Annotated in this window: 16 protein-coding genes; 10 read left to right on the top strand and 6 right to left on the bottom strand. The window is 68.5% G+C overall.

The window, feature by feature from the left end; all coding sequences use genetic code 11:
- The first annotated feature begins 48 nt into the window (after nt 1–48).
- Complete coding sequence (hisD, locus tag AC6I9V_RS01820; protein ID WP_497898128.1) at nt 49–1,443, top strand: histidinol dehydrogenase; 1,395 nt, start codon at nt 49–51, stop codon at nt 1,441–1,443.
- 148 nt (nt 1,444–1,591) lie between these two features.
- Nucleotides 1,592–2,083, top strand: coding sequence for a transcriptional regulator NrdR (gene nrdR, locus AC6I9V_RS01815; protein ID WP_138769622.1), 492 nt, complete (start codon nt 1,592–1,594; stop codon nt 2,081–2,083).
- Between the two features lie 140 nt (nt 2,084–2,223).
- On the opposite strand, the gene ppgK is transcribed toward nrdR, so the two are convergent.
- Both ppgK and map read right to left on the bottom strand, forming a co-directional pair.
- On the bottom strand, nt 2,224–3,027 hold the full coding sequence (gene ppgK / locus AC6I9V_RS01810) for a polyphosphate--glucose phosphotransferase (protein WP_497898127.1): 804 nt from the start codon (nt 3,025–3,027) through the stop codon (nt 2,224–2,226).
- A 49-nt stretch (nt 3,028–3,076) separates the two neighbouring features.
- Nucleotides 3,077–3,955: a type I methionyl aminopeptidase gene (gene map, locus AC6I9V_RS01805; RefSeq protein ID WP_497898126.1), complete on the bottom strand. Its 879-nt coding sequence runs from the start codon at nt 3,953–3,955 to the stop codon at nt 3,077–3,079.
- Nucleotides 3,956–4,010: 55 nt separating this feature from the next.
- Here map and AC6I9V_RS01800 point away from each other — a divergent pair, with 55 nt between their 5' ends.
- Together AC6I9V_RS01800 and AC6I9V_RS01795 are read left to right on the top strand one after the other, a co-directional pair.
- Nucleotides 4,011–4,175 (top strand): SPOR domain-containing protein, encoded by a 165-nt coding sequence (locus AC6I9V_RS01800; protein WP_349414057.1) that lies wholly within the window; start codon nt 4,011–4,013, stop codon nt 4,173–4,175.
- Nucleotides 4,176–4,262: 87 nt separating this feature from the next.
- Entirely contained in the window at nt 4,263–4,832 is a 570-nt protein-coding gene (locus tag AC6I9V_RS01795) for a YceI family protein (RefSeq protein ID WP_497898125.1), read from the top strand.
- A 36-nt stretch (nt 4,833–4,868) separates the two neighbouring features.
- Here AC6I9V_RS01795 and panB read toward each other — a convergent pair whose 3' ends face one another.
- Entirely contained in the window at nt 4,869–5,804 is a 936-nt protein-coding gene (panB, locus tag AC6I9V_RS01790) for a 3-methyl-2-oxobutanoate hydroxymethyltransferase (protein WP_497898124.1), read from the bottom strand.
- A 286-nt stretch (nt 5,805–6,090) separates the two neighbouring features.
- Between panB and glnA (AC6I9V_RS01785) the strand changes: the two genes are divergently transcribed.
- From glnA (AC6I9V_RS01785) to AC6I9V_RS01765, 5 genes are all read left to right on the top strand, one after another.
- Nucleotides 6,091–7,431, top strand: coding sequence for a type I glutamate--ammonia ligase (glnA, locus tag AC6I9V_RS01785; RefSeq protein WP_138769615.1), 1,341 nt, complete (start codon nt 6,091–6,093; stop codon nt 7,429–7,431).
- A gap of 9 nt (nt 7,432–7,440) precedes the next feature.
- On the top strand, nt 7,441–10,452 hold the full coding sequence (locus AC6I9V_RS01780; protein WP_497898123.1) for a bifunctional [glutamine synthetase] adenylyltransferase/[glutamine synthetase]-adenylyl-L-tyrosine phosphorylase: 3,012 nt from the start codon (nt 7,441–7,443) through the stop codon (nt 10,450–10,452).
- Nucleotides 10,453–10,535: 83 nt separating this feature from the next.
- Nucleotides 10,536–10,952 carry a VOC family protein gene (locus AC6I9V_RS01775; RefSeq protein ID WP_497898122.1) on the top strand — a complete coding sequence of 139 codons (417 nt, stop codon included), beginning with the start codon at nt 10,536–10,538 and terminating at the stop codon, nt 10,950–10,952.
- Between the two features lie 38 nt (nt 10,953–10,990).
- The gene (locus tag AC6I9V_RS01770) at nt 10,991–11,506 is read left to right on the top strand and encodes a GNAT family N-acetyltransferase (protein WP_497898121.1); all 516 of its coding nucleotides are present in this window, start codon (nt 10,991–10,993) and stop codon (nt 11,504–11,506) included.
- A 15-nt stretch (nt 11,507–11,521) separates the two neighbouring features.
- The gene (locus AC6I9V_RS01765; protein ID WP_497898120.1) at nt 11,522–12,058 is read left to right on the top strand and encodes a DinB family protein; all 537 of its coding nucleotides are present in this window, start codon (nt 11,522–11,524) and stop codon (nt 12,056–12,058) included.
- A gap of 96 nt (nt 12,059–12,154) precedes the next feature.
- On the opposite strand, the gene glnA (AC6I9V_RS01760) is transcribed toward AC6I9V_RS01765, so the two are convergent.
- Nucleotides 12,155–13,579: a type I glutamate--ammonia ligase gene (gene glnA, locus AC6I9V_RS01760; protein ID WP_138769611.1), complete on the bottom strand. Its 1,425-nt coding sequence runs from the start codon at nt 13,577–13,579 to the stop codon at nt 12,155–12,157.
- 296 nt (nt 13,580–13,875) lie between these two features.
- On the opposite strand from glnA (AC6I9V_RS01760), the gene AC6I9V_RS01755 reads away from it, so the two are divergent.
- On the top strand, nt 13,876–14,313 hold the full coding sequence (locus AC6I9V_RS01755) for an RDD family protein (RefSeq protein WP_497898119.1): 438 nt from the start codon (nt 13,876–13,878) through the stop codon (nt 14,311–14,313).
- A gap of 415 nt (nt 14,314–14,728) precedes the next feature.
- On the opposite strand, the gene AC6I9V_RS01750 is transcribed toward AC6I9V_RS01755, so the two are convergent.
- Together AC6I9V_RS01750 and AC6I9V_RS01745 are read right to left on the bottom strand one after the other, a co-directional pair.
- A complete protein-coding gene (locus AC6I9V_RS01750; RefSeq protein WP_497898118.1) occupies nt 14,729–15,091 on the bottom strand; it encodes a DUF3817 domain-containing protein in 363 nt (120 codons plus the stop codon).
- 187 nt (nt 15,092–15,278) lie between these two features.
- The gene (locus AC6I9V_RS01745) at nt 15,279–16,040 is read right to left on the bottom strand and encodes a DUF4191 domain-containing protein (RefSeq protein ID WP_349414026.1); all 762 of its coding nucleotides are present in this window, start codon (nt 16,038–16,040) and stop codon (nt 15,279–15,281) included.
- Nucleotides 16,041–16,057 lie beyond the last annotated feature (17 nt).

The following is a 16,057-nucleotide window of genomic DNA, read 5'->3' as shown; positions in this document are numbered from 1 at the left end:
GGGCAGAGCCGGTCAGGGGCCGTACCCGGCGGCGCGTAAAATGGTCGCGTGACCCCAACTGCTGACAGCCCCGCATCCACCGACACTGACCGCGCCGTGACTTTCCGCACCGTGGACGTCCGCGGCCAGCGGTTGTCCCTCGCGGGGCTCCGCGCCGCCGTCCCGCGGGCACAGCACGGGACCGTGGCCGACGCCGAGCAAAAGGTCCAGGACATCATTTCCGCCGTCCGCACACGCGGCTTCGAGGCCCTGCGCGAACTGGCCCTGACCTTCGACGGCGTCGAACAGTCCCACCCGCGCGTTCCCGCCGAGGCGCTCACGGCCGCCCTGGCCGGGCTGGAGCCGGCCGTACGTGCCGCCCTCGAGGAGTCCGTCCGCCGGGCACGCCGCTTCGCCGACGCGCAGCGCCCGGCCGACACCGACGTCGAACTCGGCGAGGGCGCGGTGGTCAGCCAGAACTGGGTCCCGGTGGCCCGCGTGGGGCTTTACGTCCCCGGCGGCCTGGCCGTCTACCCCTCCTCGGTCATCATGAACGTCGTCCCGGCGCTGGCCGCCGGCGTCGAATCCATTGCCCTGGCCTCGCCGCCGCAAAAGGACTTTGGCGGCCTGCCGCACCCCACGATCCTGGCGGCCGCGTGCCTGCTGGGCATCGACGAGGTCTACGCGATCGGCGGCGCCCAGGCCATCGCCGCCTTCGCCTACGGCATCCCCGCCGGGACCGGCACCGGGAATGAACCCGACGCCGGCATTGACGCTGTCGATGTCGTCACCGGGCCCGGAAACATCTTCGTCGCCACCGCCAAGCGGCTCGTCAAGGGCGTCGTGGGGATTGACTCGGAGGCCGGCACTACAGAAATCGCCATCCTGGCCGACGCGACGGCGCGGCCGGCCCTGGTCGCGGCCGATCTCATCAGCCAGGCCGAGCACGATCCGCAGGCCGCCTCCGTGCTGATCACGGATTCGGACGAGCTCGCCGCCGCCGTCCGCCACGAACTCGATATCCAGGCAGCCGCGACCAAGCACAGCGCCCGGGTCCGGCAGGCCCTGTCCGGTCCGCAGTCCGGCGTTGTCCTGGTCGAGGACCTGGCGCAGGGCATCGCCGCCTGCGACGCGTACGCCGCCGAACACCTCGAAATCATGACCGCCGATGCCGCCGCCGTCGCCGGCCGGATCCGCAACGCCGGCGCCATCTTTGTGGGGGACTACAGCCCGGTCAGCCTGGGCGACTACTGCGCCGGATCCAACCACGTGCTGCCCACTAGCGGAACCGCGGCGTTCTCCTCCGGGCTGAACGTGACCACGTTCCTGCGCGCCATCCAGGTGATCAACTACAGCAAGGGCGCTCTGGCGGAAGTCAGCGGGCACATCGTCAGCCTCTCCGGCGCCGAGGACCTGCCCGCCCACGGCGAGGCCGTTACCGCCCGGTTCGCCGCCGGCAGCTAGGGTGCCGCGGGGCGCACCCAACCACAACATGTAGTAATTACAGGCTTGTTATTCAGCAACATCTAGTCGTAAACTGATTTCGGATGCACCGCCACGGTGCTGCGGCACCCGCCGGGGTGTGCAGGCTTGCGACAGGGGAGGAACCGACGTGTATTGCCCGTTCTGCCGGAACCCTGACTCGCGGGTGGTCGACAGCCGCATCGCGGACGACGGCTCAGCGATCCGCCGCCGCCGCCAGTGCCCCGAATGCGGGCGCCGCTTCACCACCGTGGAAACCACCAGCCTGACCGTGATCAAGCGCTCCGGCGTCGGCGAACCGTTCAGCCGCAGCAAGGTCATCAACGGGGTCCGGAAGGCCTGCCAGGGCCGGCCCGTCACCGAGGACGACCTCGCCATGCTTGCCCAGGAGGTCGAGGAGACCATCCGGGCCTCCGGCGCCGCCGAAATCGACGCCCACGAGGTTGGCCTCGCGATCCTCAACCCCTTGCAGCGCCTCGACGAGGTGGCCTACCTGCGCTTCGCGAGCGTATATCAGGCCTTTGAATCGCTGGAAGACTTCGAGTCCGCCATCGCCCTGCTCCGCCACGAGGCCGAGTCCAAGGGGCTGGAAGGCAAGAACTCGCAGAAGAGCCCGCTCTAGGCTCGCCCAAGTTCCGGTGGTGGCAGCGGAGGGGAAGCCGTGGCCACCACCGGCTCCAACCCAACTGACTCGCAGTTGTTGTCGCTTTGAGTGCTCAAAACGACAACAACTGCGAGTCAGTTGGGTTTTCTGTGTCGTGGCTACTTGGCCAGCTTGTGCGTCAGGGCGACCTCGATCGCCGCGCCCACAATGCCCGCGTCGTTCTTCAGTTCGGCCGGGACGATCGGCGTGCGCAGCGACATGTGCGGCAGGTACTCGTCCGCCCGCTTGGAGATGCCGCCGCCGACGATGAAGAGTTCGGGGGAGAAGAGGAATTCGACGTGGGAGAAGTAGCGCTGCAGCAGCACGCTGTATTCGGCCCAGCTCAGGCCATCGCGTTCACGGGCGACGGCGGAGGCCTTGCTTTCGGCGTCGTAGCCGTCGATTTCCAGGTGGCCCAGCTCGGCGTTGGGAACCAGCTTGCCGTTGAAGATGAAGGCCGAGCCGATTCCGGTGCCGAGGGTGATCACCAGGACGGTGCCCGCGACGCCTTCGCCGGCGCCATAGCGCGCCTCGGCGAGGCCGGCGGCGTCGGCGTCGTTGATGACCTCGACGGGCCGGCCGAGGCGGGCGGTGAGCAGCGCGTCGATGTCAAGGTTCAGCCACGAGTGGTCGACGTTGGCCGCGGAGTGGACGACGCCGTGCTGGATGATACCCGGGAAGGTGACGCCGACCGGGGAATCCGCGGCCGGGGCGTCCGGGCGCTTGGACAGTTCCGCCACAACCTGGGCGACGACCTCCGCGACGGCTTCGGGCGTTGACGGCTGCGGGGTGGGCACGCGCAGGCGGTCGCCCACCAGCTTGCCCTTCTTCAGGTCAACAATTCCGCCCTTGATGCCGGTGCCGCCGATGTCGATGCCGATCAGCGGGGCGTTCTTCTTCGACTTCTCGTCCTTCTTGGCCAATGGGCTTCCGTTCGTGGCAGGGGCGGGGTGGGTCTTCGGTGGTGCGGGATCAGGGGAGGGTGAGGACCTCGGCGCCGGACTCCGTGACCAGCAGGGTGTGCTCGAACTGTGCGGTCCGCTTGCGGTCGCGGGTCACGACGGTCCAGTCGTCGGCCCACATGTCCCAGTCGACCGTGCCCAGCGTGAGCATCGGTTCGATCGTGAAGACCATGCCGGCCTCCATCACGGTGTTGTAGGCGGGGGCGGCGTCGTAGTGCGGGATGATCAGCCCGGTGTGGAACGCCTCGCCGACGCCGTGCCCGGTGAAGTCCCGGACGACGCCGTAGCCGAAGCGCTTGGCGTAGGACTCGATGGTCCGGCCGATCACGTTGATCTCGCGGCCCGGCGCCACCGCACGGATGGCGCGGCGCAGCGACTCTTCCGTGCGTTCGACCAGCAGCCGTGATTCCTCGTCGACGTCGCCGACGAGGAAGGTGTAGTTGGTGTCGCCGTGCACGCCGCCGATAAAGGCCGTGATGTCGATGTTGAGGATGTCGCCGTCCTGCACCACCGTGCTGTCCGGGATGCCGTGGCAGATCACCTCGTTGAGCGAGGAGCAGAGGGACTTGGGGAAACCCCGGTAGCCGAGGGTGGACGGGTACGCCTGGTTGTCGAGGAGGAATTCGTGCCCCACCCGGTCCAGTTGGTCCGTGGTGACACCGGGCGCGATGTGCTTTCCGACCTCCACGATCGCCTGGGCGGCAAGGCGCGAAGCGATCCGGATCTTCTCGATGGTCTCGGCGGACTTGACTTCGGACCCCATGAACTTGGCCGGAGCCGGCTTGCCGACGTACTCGGGGCGCGGAATGGACGCCGGCACGGCGAGCTGGGGGCTGACTGTTCCCGGGACGAGGGTGCCGATGGGTGCAGTCGAGGTCAGAGAAGGCATAGATTGATTCTATAAGTAGTGACCCAAGGCGGAAAAACAGGCCAAAGGAGCCCCGATGACCGAATACTGGTATAACGTCAACACCCACGAAATTGAAGAAGACGCCATGTCCGACTGGAGCCAGTTGATCGGCCCGTACAAGACCCGCGACGAAGCTGAACATGCCCTCGAAAAGGTCAAGGCCCGCAACGAAGCCTGGGACAAGGGCGAAGACGACTAAGATAGCGACACCCAGTCGGACTTCCGTTCGCAACCATCTCTACCCACATCCGGGGCCGGCGTGGCCGGTCCCGCAAGGAGGCATATCATGGCCGAACTCAGGCCCGAATACGCGGGTCAGTGGCGATTCGACCCCACCCATACGCGCATCGGCTTTTCCACCCGGCACGCAATGGTCACGAAGGTTCGCGGAGCCTTCAATGACTTCGACGGCCTGATCACCGTCGACCCGGAGAACCTGGAACGGTCCACGGTTGAGCTGAGGGTTAAGGTCGCGAGCATCGACACCCGCAACGCCGACCGGGATCAGCACCTGCGGACCAACGATTTCTTTGACGCCCCGCAGTTTCCGGAGATCACTTTTGTGAGCAGCCGGGTGGATCAGGTCGACGAGGGACACTACATCGTCAGCGGTGACGTCACGATCCGCGGCGTCACCAAGGAGATCTCGATCCCGATCGACTTCATCGGCGTCGAACGGGACCCGATGGGCAACCTGCGCGCTGGGTTCGAGGGCTCACGGCGGATCGACCGCCAGGACTTCGGGCTCAAGTGGAACACGGCCCTGGACTCCGGCGGCGTGCTGGTCTCGGACAAGATCACCCTGGAGTTCGAGGTCTCGGCGATCAAGAGCGACGGCAGCTCCGCCAGCGGCTAAAGCCGCGGGCCTGCTCCCGGGCCGGGGGACTCGATGCTAGAACGAGTGCTCCGGGCCGGGGAACTGGCCTGAACGGACGTCGTCGCCGTAGGCTTTCGCGGCGTCGCTCAGCGTGGTCCGCAGGTCCGCGTACTGCTTGACGAATTTGGCCATTTTCCCGCCCCGCAGCCCGGCCATGTCCTGCCACACCAGCACCTGGCCGGTGGTCGCGTTGCCGGCCCCGATCCCGATCGTGGGGACCTCGACGGCGGCGTCCACGGCAGCCGCCGCCGGCGCCGGAACCATCTCCATCAGCACGCAGAACGCCCCGGCGTCGGCCAGGGCGACGGCGTCGTCGATCAGCCGCTGCGCGTCGTCGCCCCGGCCCTGGACCCGGTAGCCGCCGAGGGCGTGCTCGCTCTGCGGCGTGAAGCCGATGTGCGCCATCACCGGGATGCCGGCCTGGACCATGGCCCGGACCGTCTCGGCGTAGAACTTCCCGCCCTCGATCTTGACTGCGTGGGCGAGTCCTTCCTTGAGGAAGCGCACGCCGGTCGCCACCGCCTGATGGGCGGAGACCTCGTAGCTGCCGAACGGCAGATCGGCCACCACCAGGGCCCGCCGGGCGGAGCGCGCGACGGCCCGGCACAGCGGGATCAGCTCATCCACCGTGACCGGCAGGCTGGTCTCATTGCCGAAGACATTGTTGGAGGCCGAGTCGCCCACCAGGAGCACCTCGATGCCGGCCTGGTCGAAAATCTCGGCGGTGTACTGGTCGTACGCGGTCAGCATCGCGAAGTGCTCGCCGTTGAGCTTCGCCTGGCGCAGGTGGTGGGTGCGGATCCGGGCGACGGGCTTGGGTGCGGTGTCTCTCGGCGCGCTGTCTTTGGGGGCTGCGGCGTTGGCTGCGGTGCCTTGGGGGGCGGGGCCGTTGCCGTAGGGGGCGGGGAGCTCGGCGGACATGCTGGATTCGGGGCTGTTGCTGGGGGCCATGCCACGAGCGTAGTGCGATACCGGGGGTCCTAGCTACATGCCGGTTCCGGCGGCCCGGTGAAACCCGTCACAAACACGGCGTGCGGGCACGGCCGCCGCGGTGCCGGGACGCCGCTCCGGAAGCGGGCGTGTTGGCCGGAGTGTTAACGGTGTGTTACGCCGGTGCGCTACTCCAGCAATCGCCGGGAATGCTTAGTAGAGTGATTCGTGAGCAGCCACGGGCGCCACCGACGACGAGTAGTCGGGGCGGTCCGGGGGCATGGACTTAAACCCGGAAAGAGGCACCATGGACCGCCAGCAAGAGTTTGTCCTGCGGACGATCGAAGAGCGCGATGTGCGCTTCGTGCGCCTCTGGTTCACCGACGTCGTGGGATCGCTGAAGTCGGTGGCGCTGGCACCGGCCGAAGTGGAAGGCGCCTTCGAGGAGGGCTTGGGCTTCGACGGCTCCTCGATCGAGGGCCTGGCCCGCGTCTTCGAATCCGACATGCTGGCCCAGCCGGACCCCTCCACCTTCCAGATCCTGCCGTGGCGCGGCGAGACGGAAGCGACCTCGCGGATGTTCTGCGACATCCTGACCCCCGACGGTGAGCCGTCCGCGGCGGACCCGCGCAACGTGCTCAAGCGCAACCTGGCCAAGGCCGCGGACATGGGCTTCACCTGCTACACCCACCCCGAAATCGAGTTCTACCTGCTCAAGTCCCAGCAGCCCGGCCCGGACGGCGCGCCGGTCCCGGTGGACGAGGGCGGCTACTTCGACCACGTCCCCGGCGGCGTCGCCCAGGACTTCCGCCGCACCGCCGTGACCATGCTCGAGTCCGTTGGCATCTCGGTGGAGTTCAGCCACCACGAGGCCGGGCCCGGCCAGAACGAGATCGACCTGCGCTACGCGGACGCCCTGCAGACCGCGGACAACATAATGACATTCCGCACCGTGATCAAGGAGGTCGCGCTGCAGCAGGGCACCTACGCCACCTTTATGCCCAAGCCGTTCACCGCGCACCCCGGCTCCGGCATGCACACCCACTTCTCCCTGTTTGAGGGCGACACCAACGCCTTCTACGAGGCCGGCGCGGAGTTCCAGCTCTCCGAGACCGCCCGCCAGTTCATCGCCGGCATCCTCAAGCACGCCCCCGAGTTCACCGCCGTGACCAACCAGTTCGTCAACTCCTACAAGCGGCTCTGGGGCGGGGGAGAGGCCCCGAGCTACCTGAGCTGGGGCCACAACAACCGCTCCGCCCTGGTCCGTGTCCCGCTGTACAAGCCGGGCAAGGGCCAGTCCGCCCGGATCGAATACCGCGGCATCGACTCCGCGGCCAACCCCTACCTGGCCTACGCGGTGCTGCTGGGCGCCGGGCTCAAGGGCATCGAGGAGGGCTACCAGCTGCCCGCCGCCGCCGAGGACGACATCTGGTCGCTGAGCTCGGCCGAGCGCCGCGCGATGGGCCACGACCCGCTGCCGGCCAGCCTGCACGACGCCATCCGCACCATGGAGGATTCCGAGCTGATGCCGCAGATCCTGGGCGAGCAGGTCTTCGAGCACTTCCTGCGCAACAAGCGCGCCGAGTGGCAGGACTACCGCCTGCAGGTGACGCCCTACGAGCTGCAGCGCAACCTGGCCATCCTCTAGGCGGCCGCGGTGAGCCTGGCACGGCGCCTCATCGCCGCGGGGTTCAACGACCTCGAGAAGGGCGAGCGGTTCCTGGCCGCCCCGGAGCTGGATGGCCTGGACCAGGATGCGCTGTTCGCCGGGCTGGCCCTGGCCGCCAACCCGGACACGGCGCTGCTGTCGCTGGTGCGTTTGATCGAGAAGCATCCGGACCTGCGTGAACTCGCCGCGGCCGAGCCGGACCGCAGCGAGCCGCTCTACCGCGTGCTCGGCGCGTCCGAGGCCCTCGGCGAGTTCCTCATCCGGCACCCCGAACACCTCGACGCCTTCCACACGAGGTCCAGCCCCGAGCCGGCCCCCGCCGACGCCGCCGCGCTCCGCACCCGCCTCCTGCAGTCCGTCCGCGCCGACCCGAAGGCGGCCCGACCGGTCGCGGGCCTGGCCGGCCAGGATGCGTACGCGGCGCTCCGCACGGCCTACCGGCGCGGACTCGTCGAACTGGCGGTCAAGGACCTGTGCGCCGCCGACCCGCTGGACTACCTGCCCGCCGTCGGCGCCGAGCTCGCGGACCTGGCCGGCGCCGCGATCGAGGCGGCCCTGGCCGTGTCCCGGGCCGAGGCAGCGGAACAGTTCAGCGCCGCGGAGGTGGCCGACGTCGGCCTCGCCGTGATCGGTATGGGCAAGTGCGGCGCCCGCGAACTGAACTACATTTCCGACGTCGACGTCATCTACGTGATCGACGCCGGCACGCTGGAGGACCCGCGGGCGAACACCATCGGCACCGCCCTGGCCTCGGGGATTTCGCGGGCCATCATGTCCACGAGCCGGGAACCCGGGCTCTGGGAAGTCGACGCCAACCTCCGGCCGGAGGGCAAGTCCGGGCCGCTGGTGCGCACCCTCGCCTCGCACGAGAGCTACTACGCGCGCTGGGCCGAGAGCTGGGAGTTCCAGGCGCTGCTCAAGGCCCGGACCATCGCCGGGAACGCCGCCCTCGGTGCCCGCTACGAGGCCGCCGTCGCGCCGCTGATCTGGGCCTCCGCGGGCCGCGAAGGATTTGTCGAGTCGGTCCGGTCGATGCGCCGGCGCGTCACCGAACACATCCCGGCCGAGGAAGAGCAGCGGCAGATCAAGCTGGGCCGCGGCGGGCTGCGCGACGTCGAATTCACCGTCCAGCTGCTCCAGCTGGTGCACGGCAAGTCGGACGAGACGCTGCGCTGCCGGGACACCACCTCGGCCATCGCCGCGCTCTCCGCCGGCGGCTACATCGGGCGCTCGGACGCCAAGGAATTCGACCGCGACTACCGCTACCTCCGGCTGCTCGAACACCGGATCCAGCTCTTCCAGCTGCGCCGCACCCACCTCATGCCGGTCAAGGAGGCCTCGCTGCGGTCCCTCGCGAAGGCCGTGCTGGGCCCGTTCTCGAACGAACGCCCGCACCCGGACGCGCTGCTCGCGGCCTGGCGGAAAACCAAGCGCTCCGTCCGCGAACTGCACGAACGCATCTTCTACCGGCCGCTGCTGAACACCGCCGCCGCGCTCAGCAGCGAGGAAGCCCGGCTCACCCCCGAGGCCGCACAGGGCCGGCTCGCCGCGCTCGGCTACCTCGACCCGCCCGGCGCCATGCGGCACATCGAGGCGCTCACCGGCGGGGTCAGCCGCCGCGCCGCGCTGCAGCGCCAGCTGCTGCCCATCCTGCTCGGCTGGCTCGCCGAGGGGGTGGACCCCGACGGCGGGCTGCTGGCCTTCCGCCGGGTCAGCGAGGCGCTCGGCACCACGCACTGGTACCTGGGGCTGCTCAGGGACTCGACGGCGGCGGCCGAGCGGCTCTGCCACGTGCTCTCCAACTCCCGGCTGATCTCCGACCTGCTGGAGGTCTCGCCCGAGTCGGTGGCCTGGCTCGGCTCGGACAAGGACCTGGCCCCGCTCAGCTACGAGGCGCAGTGGCTGGAGATCACCTCCAAAATGTCCCGGCACGCCGATCCGGAAAGCGCCATGCGCCTGATCCGCCTGATCCGGCGCCGCGAAATCCTCAGGATTGCCATCGCCGACAGCGCCGGGCTGCTGGACCAGGACCAGGTGGGCGCGGCGCTGGCCGACACGGACCGCGCCGCGGTGCTGGGCGCGCTCCGGGTGGCCGAGACGGTCGTTTCGGCCGGCGGGCCCCTTAAGACCCGGGTGCTGGTGGTGGCGATGGGGCGCCAAGGCGGCCGGGAAATCGGCTACGGCTCCGACGCCGACGTGATGTACGTGCACCGCGGGCTGCCCGGCGTCCCGGAGGACGAGGCGCAGCAGCAGGCGGCCCTGATTGTCGGCAAGCTCTCCAGCCTGCTGACCCAGCCGCTCAAGCCCGCCATCCTGGCCGAGCGCGTGCTGATGGTGGATGCGGACCTGCGCCCGGAAGGCAAGGCCGGGCCGATGGTGCGGTCGCTGGAGTCCTACGCCGAGTATTACCGGCGCTGGTCTCTCATCTGGGAGGCCCAGGCGCTGCTGCGGGCCCGGCCGATGGCCGGCGACGACGACCTCGCCGCCGACTTCGTGGCGCTGATCGATCCGATCCGGTACCCGGAAACGATTACCGACCAGGATGTCCGTGAGGTCAGGCGGGTCAAGGCGCGCGTCGAGTCCGAGCGGCTGCCCCGCGGCGCGGATCCGGCCCGGCACCTCAAGCTGGGCCGCGGCGGCCTGAGCGACGTCGAATGGCTCGCCCAGCTGCTGCAGCTGCGGCACGCCGGCCGGCACCCGGAGCTGCGGACCACCTCCACGGTGCAGGCCCTGGAGGCGGCCGCCGGGCTGGAACTGCTGGAGGCCGGGGAAGTGGTGCTGCTGCTGCGGGCCTGGCGGCTCGCGAGCCGGATCCGCTCGGCCAACGTGATCTGGACCGGCCGTGCCTCGGACCTGCTGCCCTCCTCGCGGCGCGACCTGGAGGCGGTGGCCCGCTGGTGCGGCTACGGCCAGGGGAACGCCGCCGCGTTCGAGGAGGACTACCTGCGGCTCAGCCGGCGGGCGCGTGCCGTCTTCGAGCGGGTCTTCTACGGCCAGTAGGCACGCAGGTGGCTGCCGGGCCCGCAACGGCGCCGGCGGCCGGCTGCTGACGTGCGGGCGGCCACGGTGCTACCTTGGGGCGCATGACCAGGCAACTGTTTGTAAACCTGCCCGTAAAAGACCTCGCGAAGACGGTGGAGTTCTTCACCGCGCTGGGGTTTTCCTTCAACCCCGACTTCACCGACGAGAACGCGAGCTGCATGATCGTCAACGACGATGCGTACGTGATGCTGCTGGTGGAGAGCTACTTCAAGACCTTCACGTCCAAGACGGTCGCCGACGCCCGCAGCACCAGCGAGGCGATTATGTCCTTCTCGCTGGAGAGCCGCGAGGCCGTGGACCAGTTGGTCAGGACCGCCCTGACCTCCGGCGGGACACCGTCGGAGGAAGCCCAGGACTACGGCTTTATGTACACCCACAGCTTCCAGGACCCGGACGGCCACCTCTGGGAAGTGTTCTGGATGGACCCGGCCGGGCCACCCAAGGACGCCGCCCTGTAGCGTTCGAAGCACGCCGCCGGCATGGGTAGGCTTCAAATATGCCTGGACACGTGTGGCTGCTGCCGCTGAAGGACCTCGACGACGACGCGCGCGCCGTCAAGCTGGGGGAAGTCGCCGAGCTTGAACTCGGCGAGGGGCAGCGCCGCTTTGTCGGGGACCCGCTGCGGATGATGCTGCTGGGCCTCGAGGAGGACGCCCGGCACCCCTTTGTCATCGACGTCGGCGGATCCGCTGTCGGGGTCCTGACGCTGCAGACCGGCGCGGCGACCCTGGCCGGCTGGGCGGACGACACGTCGGTCTGGCTGCTGCGCGGCTTCCTGATCGACCTCCGGCAGCAGGGCAAGGGCCTGGGCCCGCTCGCGGCCGAGGCCGCCGTGCGGGCGGCGGCGAAACTGACCGCAGCCCTCGGCGGCGGGCAGGCCGGCGTCGTCCTCTCCGTAAACGAAGAGAATCCGGCCGGGCAGGCCGCCTACCGCAAGGCCGGCTTCGAGGACCGCGGGCAGTACCTGGGCGGCGGCGCGGGCCCGCAGCGGACCATGTACCGGGCGTTCTGACCGGGCCGTCAAAGGATGGCGCGCACGAGCACAAACACCGCCGCGGATCCGCGGATTGAACCGGCGCCGCGCACGGATGAGCGGACCACCCTTTCGGAATTCCTTGGCTGGCAACGGCAAACTTTGGAACTCAAGTGCGCGGGCCTTGGACCGGAGGAGCTGGCGCGGCGGCCGGTGGAACCATCCACGATTTCGCTGCTGGGCCTGGTGCGGCACATGGCCGACGTCGAACACTACTGGTTCCGGGAGATGCTGGCCGGACAGGATATCCCGCCGCGTTTTCACTCCGCAGCCGACCCGGACGGGGACTTCGACGGGGCAACCGCCGACGCCGCCGCCGTCGACGCGGCCTGGCGGGCGTGGCGTGAGGAGGTGGCCATTGCTGAATCGTTCGTCAGGAACGCCGCCGATCTGGATGTCACCGGGGATGCCAAACAGCGGGGCACCGTGTCTTTGCGCTGGGTGCTGGTCCACATGATTGAGGAATACGCCCGGCACAACGGCCACGCGGACTTCCTGCGGGAACGGATCGACGGCACGACCGGGGAGTAGCCGGTGCCCTGACGAGGCCGTTGCTTAAAGACCGGCGGCCCCCACCAAAGGTGGGGGCCGCCGTCGTGCCATCCGTTGACGGAAAGCCGCTGGTGGCTAGACGCCGTAGTAGAGCTCGAACTCGTACGGGTTCGGGCGCAGCGAGAGCGGGCGGATCTCGTTCTCGTACTTGTACTCGATCCAGGTGTCGATCAGGTCCTGGGTGAAGACGCCGCCGGCCTGCAGGAACTCGTTGTCCTCGGCCAGGGCTTCCAGGGCCTCCTCGAGCGTGCCCGGAGCCTTGGGGATGTCCTTGGCTTCCTCGGCGGGGAGCTCGTAGAGGTCCTTGTCGATCGGGGCCGGGGGTTCGATGCGGTTGCGGATGCCGTCGATGCCGGCCATCAGCTGGGCAGCGAAGGCCAGGTACGGGTTGGAGGAGGGGTCCGGGGCGCGGAACTCGATGCGCTTTGCCTTCGGGTTGGAGCCCGTGATCGGGATACGGATACCGGCCGAGCGGTTGCCCTGCGAGTAGACCATGTTGACCGGGGCCTCGAAGCCCTTGACCAGGCGGCGGTAGGAGTTCACCGTCGGGTTGGTGAAGGCCAGAACGGCGGAGGAGTGCTTCAGCAGGCCGCCGATGTACCAGCGGGCGGTGTCGGAGAGGCCGGCGTAGCCCTTCTCGTCGTAGAACAGCGGCTCGCCGCCGTTCCACAGCGACTGGTGGCAGTGCATGCCCGAGCCGTTGTCACCGAAGACCGGCTTCGGCATGAAGGTGACCGACTTGCCCCAGGCGTCCGCGGTGTTCTTGATGACGTACTTGAACTTCTGCAGGTCATCGGCCGCGTGGGTCAGCGTAGTGAACTTGTAGTTGATTTCGGCCTGGCCGGCGGAACCGACCTCGTGGTGGCTGCGCTCGACCTCAAGGCCGGCCTCGTCCAGGGCGATGCACATGGCGTCGCGCAGGTCGGCCTGCTTGTCGGTGGGGGAGACCGGGAAGTAGCCGCCCTTGACGGGGGTCTTGTAGCCGAGGTTTCCGCCCTCTTCCTCGCGGCCGGTGTTCCAGTGGGCTTCCTCGGAGTCGATCTTGTAGAAGCTGCCCTGCGGGGAGGACTGGTACTGGACGTTGTCGAAGACGAAGAACTCGGCCTCGGGAGCGAAGAACGCGGTGTCGGCAATGCCGGTGGAAGCCAGGTAGGCCTCGGCCTTCTCGGCCACGCCGCGGGGGTCGCGGTGGTACGGGTCACCCGTGCGGGGGTTCACGATGGAGAAGTTCAGCGCGAGGGTCTTCTCGATGCGGAAGGTGTCGACAAACGCCGTCGTGACGTCCGGGATGAGCTGCATGTCCGACTCGGCGATGCCCTGGAAGCCGCGGATCGACGAGCCGTCGAAGAGCTGGCCGTTGACGAAGAAGTCCGCGTCAACGCTCTTGGCGGGCACGTTGAAGTGCTGCTGGACGCCCGGGAGGTCGGTGAAGCGGATATCGACGAATTTGATGTCTTCGTCTTTGATGAACTTGAGGACTTCGTCCGCAGTCTTGAACATCTATGCTCCTTACGCATATGAAAGATCTGGCCATCGGGCCGTGTGGTCCAGCGCAGTCCGACGGCGGGGGAAACGCAGTGTTCACCCCGCTACGATGCCGCTGGCAACTGTTACCACCCTAAGGACACGGGATTTCCCCGCGGTGTCCGCTTTGTTTCAGGCAGGTTACAGAATGCGCTGACGTGTTAAAGCTAGCCGCTGTCCACAGTGTGGCCTATCCGGGTCCGCTCTGTGACCACGAAAAGTCCACATTGTGAACATCAGTCGAGGGCTGCTGGAGCCGATAGGCTTGGAGGGTGGTTGATCGTAAAGACATAGGCTCCTGGCTCAGCGGACCGGACACCTCCGGCATCTCCAAGTACCCGGGAGAGCGCCTCGGCCTGCCCGAGTCCGGCCCCGGCTCCATCGCCCGGGCGGGCCGACGGATCCTCGCCATTTGCATCGACTGGGGGATCGCCCTGCTGATCAGCAACTTCGCCTTTGCCGGGAACTCCTGGGCAACCCTCGCCGTGTTCGCCGTGGAGCAGGCGCTGCTGGTGGGCACGCTGGGTTACAGCATCGGCCACCGCATCATGGGCATCCATGTCCTTCGGCTCGACGGCGGCCCAGCAGGCCCGCTTCCGGCCCTGGTCCGCAGTGTGCTGCTCTGCCTCGTAATCCCCGCGGTCATCTTCGACCCGGACCACCGCGGCCTGCACGACAAGGCCATGAACACGATTCTCGTCCGGAGGTAGGGGCCGCCCGACGCTGAACGGCCGGACCCGCGATGGTGAGGGCCGGCGTCGGATTTCGCCGAAGGAAGCTGCCAGAACCGCCTGCCCAGCACCGAATCTGCGGCGGTTTGCCGGAGATGGCCGGTATCCCGCCCCGCATGGCGGCCACCTGTGGCGAATGGCGTGGGTCAGCCACGTTCGAGGCGGCGAATCCCGATTCTGGGCCGCCAGGGTCTCTGGGAGGAGCCATTGACCGGGCTTCGCTCAGTCGGACCGGCCGATACGCGGAAGCCCCCCGCCGGTTTGCCGGAGATGGCCGGAATAGGGCCCGCGTGGCGGCCACCTGCGGCCAATGGCGGGGGCCCGGAGGCAAACCCGGGAGTGCTGACCAGCCCAGCGAAGAAACGGACCGGATCGCCAAGCGCGTCGCCGGGACTTAGACCCGCACGGACTCCTGGGCACGGGTCAGATCGTCCTCGCCGTCGCGGACGGACAGGTAGCCCCGGCGGCCGGCCCAGCGTTCGAACCAGACGGTGGTGAACGGCAGGACGGCGGAGAGCCCGGCGAAGAGCGCCACCCGGAAGGGCCACCGCTGCAGCCGCCAGAGCGCAAGGGCCGAGATTCCGTAGCCGATGAAGAACGCCCCGTGCACCGGACCCGCGAGTTCCACACCCAGTTCGGTGGTCCGGAGCACCCACTTGAGGAACATCCCCACCAGCAGCGCCGCCCAGCTGAAGGCTTCGGCGATGGCCAGCACGCGGAATATCCTGACGACGGCGGTCTTCGAGGGGCGTTTCATTAGGCTCTCCGGATTCGGTTGGGGCGGCGGCATAAGTGGCGGCCGCAACGACGGCGGCTGCGGCGGCCGCAACGACGGCGGTGCGGCGCCGGCGTCGGGCGGGTGGGATGAGGTGGGCCAAAGCGGAACGCCCCGGCTTGCGGCGTGATGCCGGTAACCGGGGCGTTCGTAGAAAGCGTGGGCGCCCCTAGCGGCCGCGGGCCGCCTTGCGGTCCGGGCGGGCCTTGTACGGGTCGATGCCCTTGGGGATCGGCAGGCGGTTGCCGAGCGAGGAGATGCGCTTGGAGACGGTGCTGACCTCGGTCTTGGTCAGTTCGTTCTTCATCTTGCCCATCTTCTTGGCGACCTGGCTGATCGGCACCTGGCCCTCGCCCCGGCCGCTTTCGATCACATGGATGGTGACGTTGGGCAGGATGCGTGCGAGGCGCTTGCGTTCGCCGTCGAGCAGGGGCTTGACGCGGTGGCTGGGGCCTTCGCTGACCAGCACGACGCCGGGCCGGCCGATGGCGCGGAACACGGCGTCCTGGGTGCGCGGGTTTACGGCGACCGGCTGCTCTTCGGTGATCCAGCCGCGGCGGAGGGTGCCAAGTGCGGCGCCCGAGGCGCCCGGCTGGTTCTCAATCTGGGCGAACGCGGCACGTTCGGCGCGGCGGGAGAGGATCAGCGTGGCCGCGAGGATACCCAGCGGAATGCCGATGATCAGCCCGGTGATCCAGTTCTCCAGCAGGAAGCCCACCAGGAAGCTGACCGCCACGACGCCGAGGAAGGCCAGCAGCATCAGCCACGGGACCATCGGATCGTGGCGGCGCGTCATCTGGAAGACTTCGCGGATCTGCTTCAGCCGGCTCGGCTTCTTGACCTTGGCTTCCTTGGGCTTGCGGGAGAAAAGGCCACGCTTCGGCGCATCGGCAGAAGAAGTGGACGTGCTGGAGTCAGGGGAATTCGCCATAGTGCCTTAATTCTACG

This window comes from Arthrobacter sp. SlRoot2-15, from assembly GCF_059739345.1.
This window is presented reverse-complemented; position numbering and strand designations above follow the sequence as displayed.

What these genes read in the sequence shown, in the direction of transcription:
- map (WP_497898126.1), bottom strand. Translation starts at nt 3,955, where the DNA reads ATGCCTTCTCTGACCTCGACTGCACCCATCGGCACCCTCGTCCCGGGA.
- AC6I9V_RS01800 (WP_349414057.1), top strand. Translation starts at nt 4,011, where the DNA reads ATGACCGAATACTGGTATAACGTCAACACCCACGAAATTGAAGAAGAC.
- AC6I9V_RS01795 (WP_497898125.1), top strand. Translation starts at nt 4,263, where the DNA reads ATGGCCGAACTCAGGCCCGAATACGCGGGTCAGTGGCGATTCGACCCC.
- panB (WP_497898124.1), bottom strand. Translation starts at nt 5,804, where the DNA reads ATGGCCCCCAGCAACAGCCCCGAATCCAGCATGTCCGCCGAGCTCCCC.
- glnA (WP_138769615.1), top strand. Translation starts at nt 6,091, where the DNA reads ATGGACCGCCAGCAAGAGTTTGTCCTGCGGACGATCGAAGAGCGCGAT.
- AC6I9V_RS01775 (WP_497898122.1), top strand. Translation starts at nt 10,536, where the DNA reads ATGACCAGGCAACTGTTTGTAAACCTGCCCGTAAAAGACCTCGCGAAG.
- AC6I9V_RS01770 (WP_497898121.1), top strand. Translation starts at nt 10,991, where the DNA reads ATGCCTGGACACGTGTGGCTGCTGCCGCTGAAGGACCTCGACGACGAC.
- AC6I9V_RS01765 (WP_497898120.1), top strand. Translation starts at nt 11,522, where the DNA reads ATGGCGCGCACGAGCACAAACACCGCCGCGGATCCGCGGATTGAACCG.
- glnA (WP_138769611.1), bottom strand. Translation starts at nt 13,579, where the DNA reads ATGTTCAAGACTGCGGACGAAGTCCTCAAGTTCATCAAAGACGAAGAC.
- AC6I9V_RS01750 (WP_497898118.1), bottom strand. Translation starts at nt 15,091, where the DNA reads ATGAAACGCCCCTCGAAGACCGCCGTCGTCAGGATATTCCGCGTGCTG.
- AC6I9V_RS01745 (WP_349414026.1), bottom strand. Translation starts at nt 16,040, where the DNA reads ATGGCGAATTCCCCTGACTCCAGCACGTCCACTTCTTCTGCCGATGCG.